Genomic DNA, 5,010 nt, shown 5'->3' with positions numbered 1-5,010 from the left:
AGAAATTGCTGACACCAATGGCACGCAGTTTCCCTTCTTTATACAAGTCCTCCAAGGCACGATAAGAACCATAGTAATCTGCAAAGGGCTGATGAAGGAGCATCAAGTCTAGATAATCTAAGCCCATGACCTCCAATGAATGTAGAACAGCTTTTCTCGTTTTCTCATAACCGTAATGCTCTAGCCAGACTTTGCTAGTAATGAAAAATTCTTCCCTTGGCAAACCTGATTCTGCGATAGCTTCACCAACTTCTTTTTCATTGGCATAAGACTGAGCCGTATCAAAATGACGATAGCCAACCTTAATAGCATCAAGCACGGCCTGCTTTGTTTCACTGGCAGGAATTTGGAAAACACCAAAGCCAAGAATTGGCATCTTCACTCCATTGTTCAAATTAACGTTTTTCATAGGATTCATCTCACTTTCTGTCTATATTATAGTTCTCTTTCATTTACCTGTACAATAGCAAAGAAAAATAGTTGCTATAGCCGTTGTTGTCAAAAGTCTTACTTTTCTTGCGTTCATTTCTATACCTCTAAATCTTTTTTCTTGTCCCTTGGACATGATTTAGTATAAACGATAAAAACTCATGGGTAAAATAGTGATTTTTGATAATAGTATTCAGAATGTGAATACTGCATTAAGTTTAGTTCTTCTCCATCAACTATATTTATTCTGTTCCTGAGAATGTTAAAAATATTCTCAAGCTACCTTACCACATTTTCATATTCTTCAATTTTACTATCTAGATGATTTTGAATATCGTCGATCGCTTCTTGTAATTTATTAATAGTTGGAGACAAGTCTTTCAAAAAAATTGTAATCTCCATTCAAAAAGCCCTCAGCAATAACTGAGGGCTTGTTTGATTAGCGATAGCTAAGAGCAAGTTTGATGGTCTTCCATGGTCCAAGGTCATCGGTCTGGAGGATTAAGCTCGCGTAGATTCGAGCAATAAGCACTGTTCCCACAATGGTAAAGAGGACCGCAATTCCCAATGAAGCCCAAGATTCAAGACCAGTCGCATAGCCATTGATGGTACGGAAAGGCATGAAGAAGGTTGAAAAGAATGGAATGTAAGAACCGATCTTCAATAAGAAGACATCACCGGCACTTCCCAAGGTGGTTACCCCAAGGAAGCTAAAGATAACTAACATCATTAGTGGCGAAATCGCTTTTCCTGAATCTTCAGGTCGTGCAACTGTGGAGCCTAAGAAGGCAGAGAGCACCACATACATAAAGATCCCAAGGATAATGAAGAAGACGGTATTGAGCGAGATAGACTCTGCAAGGTGTTGGGTAATCGGAGAGTTTGGAGCGAGAATATCCTTGACAACAGGGATATCTGCTCTAAAGATCCAAACAGCTACTAAACCAATCACATAGACAAAAATATGGGTAAAGATCACACCGAAGAGTCCGAGCATGCGTGCGAAGAAATAGTCGGTTGCTTTGATACTAGAAAAGACCACTTCCATGATCTTAGTTCCCTTTTCACTGGCCACTTCTTGGGCTGTGATACTCGAGTAGAAGATCAAAATCATATAAAGCAACATTCCTAGACCACCTGCAACCATGGTTTGCACCATTTTCAAGCCTTCTTTTTTCTCATCAATTTTTTCTTTGAGAGAAACCTGTTGGGACAAGGCTGTCAGCTGCTCTTTGCTTAGATTGGCACGCGCTAGATTGATCCCTTGTTGGACCTGGCTTAATTTCGCAGCGACAAGGCTTTTCAATTCCATTTTCATGGCTTGGTCGCCCACATAAGTAGCTTCTAGCTGGCCATCTTTTTCATCGACCGTTAGGTAAGCAGCGGCTTTCTCATCCTTGATGGCTTTTTTAGCTGCAGCTTCATCTTTGTAGTCCAAGGTCAAGCCATCAGTTCCTTTGAGGCTTTCTTTGACAGCTGGAACTTCTGTCACCAAGACCACCTGATTCTTCGCATCTGTAGAAGAATCCGTTAGATAACCGATTCCGATGCCCAACCCTAAAAAGAGGAAGGGACCGAAGACCATGAAGAGAAAACTCCATGATTTCACTTGTCTGATATAGGTTTCTTTCATTACGACAAACATCTGTTTCATACTTCTACTCCTGATTCAAGTTTAAAGATCTCATCAATAGTTGGGGCTTGGTGGTCAAAGGTTGCAAGGTAGTGGCCCTTGGTCAAGCGATCAAATAATTCTGGACCCGCTGACGCATCATCCAAGATCAGCTTCCAAGTCCCTTGCTTGGTCATGCTGACCTTGGTCACGTGTGGCAGAGCTTCTAGCTCTTCTTTACTAAAGTCGTTAGAGACAAAGAGGCGAGTCTTGCCATAGCTATTCCGGACCTCTTGGACTGGCCCTGAAAGGACAACTGAACCATCACGGATCATAAGAATATCATCACACAACTCTTCGACGTTGGTCATGACGTGGTCAGAAAAGATAATGGTTGCCCCACGCTCTTTTTCTTCAAAGATGACCTGCTTGAGCACCTCTGTATTGACCGGATCCAAGCCGCTAAATGGTTCATCTAAAATGATCAATTTTGGCTCATGGATCAAGGTGATGATCAGTTGCACCTTCTGTTGGTTCCCTTTTGAGAGGCTCTTGATTTTATCGGTCAATTTTCCTTTTACTTGGAGTTTTTCCATCCAGGTCGGTAATTTTTCCTTGACCTCAGCGGTGCTCATTCCTTTTAAGGCAGCCAAATAGCGGACCTGCTCAAAAATCGTGAGTTTTGGCATGAGACTGCGCTCTTCTGGCAAATAGCCAATTTCCTTGTAAGTCTCTTGGGTGATCGCTTTACCACCTAGGCGGATCTCACCGCTGTAGTCCAAAAAGCGCAAGATGCTGTGGAAAATAGTTGTTTTCCCGGCCCCATTTTTCCCAACTAAGCCAAGGATATGCCCTTGTTGAGCTGTCAGATCTACTCCGAAGAGAACCTGCTTATTCCCAAAACTTTTTTCTAAATTTCTAATTTCTAACATAGATGACTCCTTTACTCTTTATAATAACGTTTGGTAATTTTGTATTGTGAAATAAGGATATAAATATAGAGAATGGATACGACGAACAAAGCTAAGAGGATATCCGTTTTGAAGGCAACCCCAATGAGGAGGAGAGCAAGGAGAAGGCTCGGCAAGATATAATTGCTTAACTTAACCACCACTTCGAAATTTTCCTCGTAGTTTATCTGCTTTTCTGCTTCATCCATCATACTCATCATAAATTCACGCATTTCCTTGGCATCGGCATTGCGGGGAATCGGTTTCCCGTAAACCAAGTTAAAGGTCTTACGATAGAAGATACCCACTAGGAAAAATAGGACAACCAAGGCAAGAAAAAGATAGAGTATGGTAAAAGGTCCAAAGATAAAAGCCGCAGGTTTATCCAAATACACCAATTGAATATAAAAGATGATAATAAAAAAGTATGGCAAGATCATGATTCCTTTAAAGATGGTCGCTAACCCATACAGTTTTTCCTTCTGGATATCATAGTGATAGGCTTCATCCTCGTCTTCTATATGGAGAATCTTGTAATGAAGTTTACTTACCCGCATCAATAGGACCATCGTGATCATAAACACGACCAAGAATAAAACTACTGAGCCCAAAAGGAGCACCTCTTTACTAAAGAATGATTGGATTTCCAGGGGCTTTTTGGATCCAAACATCCCTGTCAAAAATCCGATAACTCCTCCAATCAAACCAGAAAGTGTAATGATCCCGACATTTCTCCAAAAACGAAAACGGGCTGACCTTTCTTTATACTTCTTTTTCACATTTATTCCTCTCCCTCTACTAGACTAAAAACATTCTCCACCGGTTCCTTGAAAATCTGGGCGATGGTGATAGCAATGATAACCGAAGGGGTGTATTCCCCTCGCTCCAAGAGACTGATGGACTGGCGCGAGACCCCTGCTAGCTTAGCTAGCTCGGATTGGTTGAGCCCATCACGCGCCCTCAGCTCTTTCAGTCGATTTTTTAAGATCATGGCTTTCGCCCCCTTATAGTTGAATACCTTGAATATCTTCGATGCGAACTAATTTTGTCTCCCTTTGTTGTTTATTATTCACACGAGTCAGTTTGACCCAATCTTCGTCGATATCCAAAATTTCATACTCGAACCCAACACCACTCACTGTAACAGTGGCCGTTTGGCCTTTCAATTCTTCTAAAATTCTAGACATGTCTTGATTTCCTTTCACTTGTTTTTCTAATCGTCTAATGCGTTTGTTCAACCTTTTAATCTTCTTTTCTGAGCTCGCATAAACCATAATCAGAAAAGGGATAAAAAGAATCCATATGGCTCCCATAAGAAACCTCCCCTTCTTTCAACTAAAATCATTGTAACACTTCTTTTTCTTTTTGACAAGTATATTTATCAAAAAAATAAAAATATTTGTCAAAAATAAAAATATGGTTGACAAGATCATTTGAGGTAAGAAATAAAAGGCCCGCATTTGCGCACCTTTTAGCGTTCCTTTTTCCATTGACAAGCTCTGTAAGAAATTTTTATAATGAAGAAAATACTACTAAGGAGGATCTACATGACGATTCGTTCAGCTCAACCAAATGATATTCCTGCTTTGCTTGGTCTCTTAGAACAGATTCTTTCCGTCCACCACCAAGTCCGTCCCGATATTTTCAAGGAAAGTGGCGGAAAATATAGTGAAGAAGAGTTAGAACAGTTAATGGCTCAAGACAAGACACCGATTTTCGTCTACGAAAATGCGGATGGCCAGATCCTAGGACATCTCTTTGTCACCATTAAAGAAGTCTCTGACAATCCTGTGCTTCATCCGATAAAAACCCTCTTCATCGAAGACTTGTGTGTCGATCAAGCAGCGCGTGGGCAAAAGATCGGTGATCAACTCTATCAATTCGCTGTCAACTATGCTAGGGAAATTGGTTGCTACAACCTAACTCTCAATGTTTGGAATGACAACGAGGGAGCCCTTCGCTTCTATCAAAGACAGGGTATGAAGCCTCAAGAAACTGTCATGGAAACCATCATTGACT

At 41.0% G+C, this 5,010-nt stretch carries 8 protein-coding genes; 1 reads left to right on the top strand and 7 read right to left on the bottom strand.

The genetic code is table 11. The features are described 5' to 3' along the window. The 7 genes from SPADD19_RS12395 to SPADD19_RS13130 form a co-directional block, all read right to left on the bottom strand. A partial coding sequence (locus SPADD19_RS12395) for an aldo/keto reductase (protein ID WP_241496412.1) occupies window positions 1–409 on the bottom strand: 409 nt, incomplete at its 3' end. Window positions 410–708: 299 nt separating this feature from the next. Then, on the bottom strand, window positions 709–831 hold the full coding sequence (locus SPADD19_RS11395; RefSeq protein WP_128861544.1) for a helical hairpin domain-containing protein: 123 nt from the start codon (window positions 829–831) through the stop codon (window positions 709–711). Window positions 832–868: 37 nt separating this feature from the next. After that, window positions 869–2,083, bottom strand: coding sequence for an ABC transporter permease (locus tag SPADD19_RS02145; protein WP_061455077.1), 1,215 nt, complete (start codon window positions 2,081–2,083; stop codon window positions 869–871). Further along, window positions 2,080–2,973: an ABC transporter ATP-binding protein gene (locus SPADD19_RS02140; protein ID WP_021153540.1), complete on the bottom strand. Its 894-nt coding sequence runs from the start codon at window positions 2,971–2,973 to the stop codon at window positions 2,080–2,082. Before SPADD19_RS02140 ends, SPADD19_RS02145 begins: the two co-directional genes overlap by 4 nt. A gap of 11 nt (window positions 2,974–2,984) precedes the next feature. Next, window positions 2,985–3,770, bottom strand: a complete 786-nt coding sequence (locus SPADD19_RS02135) for a DUF3169 family protein (RefSeq protein WP_061455076.1) — start codon at window positions 3,768–3,770, stop codon at window positions 2,985–2,987. Between the two features lie 2 nt (window positions 3,771–3,772). After that, window positions 3,773–3,982, bottom strand: coding sequence for a helix-turn-helix transcriptional regulator (locus SPADD19_RS02130; protein WP_003002675.1), 210 nt, complete (start codon window positions 3,980–3,982; stop codon window positions 3,773–3,775). 13 nt (window positions 3,983–3,995) lie between these two features. Beyond that, window positions 3,996–4,304, bottom strand: a complete 309-nt coding sequence (locus SPADD19_RS13130; protein WP_061455075.1) for a hypothetical protein — start codon at window positions 4,302–4,304, stop codon at window positions 3,996–3,998. Between the two features lie 234 nt (window positions 4,305–4,538). On the opposite strand from SPADD19_RS13130, the gene SPADD19_RS02120 reads away from it, so the two are divergent. Beyond that, the coding region (locus SPADD19_RS02120) for a GNAT family N-acetyltransferase (RefSeq protein ID WP_041818305.1) at window positions 4,539–5,010 on the top strand (472 nt) is incomplete at its 3' end.

This window comes from Streptococcus parasanguinis, from assembly GCF_001578955.1.
GTDB lineage: Bacteria > Bacillota > Bacilli > Lactobacillales > Streptococcaceae > Streptococcus > Streptococcus parasanguinis_U.
Note: the sequence above shows the minus strand (reverse complement) of the source record. Positions and strands in the feature narration are given on the sequence as shown.

Excerpts from the sequence above, each read along its gene's own strand:
- SPADD19_RS11395 (WP_128861544.1), bottom strand. The coding sequence starts at position 831 with ATGGAGATTACAATTTTTTTGAAAGACTTGTCTCCAACTATTAATAAA.
- SPADD19_RS02145 (WP_061455077.1), bottom strand. The coding sequence starts at position 2,083 with ATGAAACAGATGTTTGTCGTAATGAAAGAAACCTATATCAGACAAGTG.
- SPADD19_RS02140 (WP_021153540.1), bottom strand. The coding sequence starts at position 2,973 with ATGTTAGAAATTAGAAATTTAGAAAAAAGTTTTGGGAATAAGCAGGTT.
- SPADD19_RS02130 (WP_003002675.1), bottom strand. The coding sequence starts at position 3,982 with ATGATCTTAAAAAATCGACTGAAAGAGCTGAGGGCGCGTGATGGGCTC.
- SPADD19_RS13130 (WP_061455075.1), bottom strand. The coding sequence starts at position 4,304 with ATGGGAGCCATATGGATTCTTTTTATCCCTTTTCTGATTATGGTTTAT.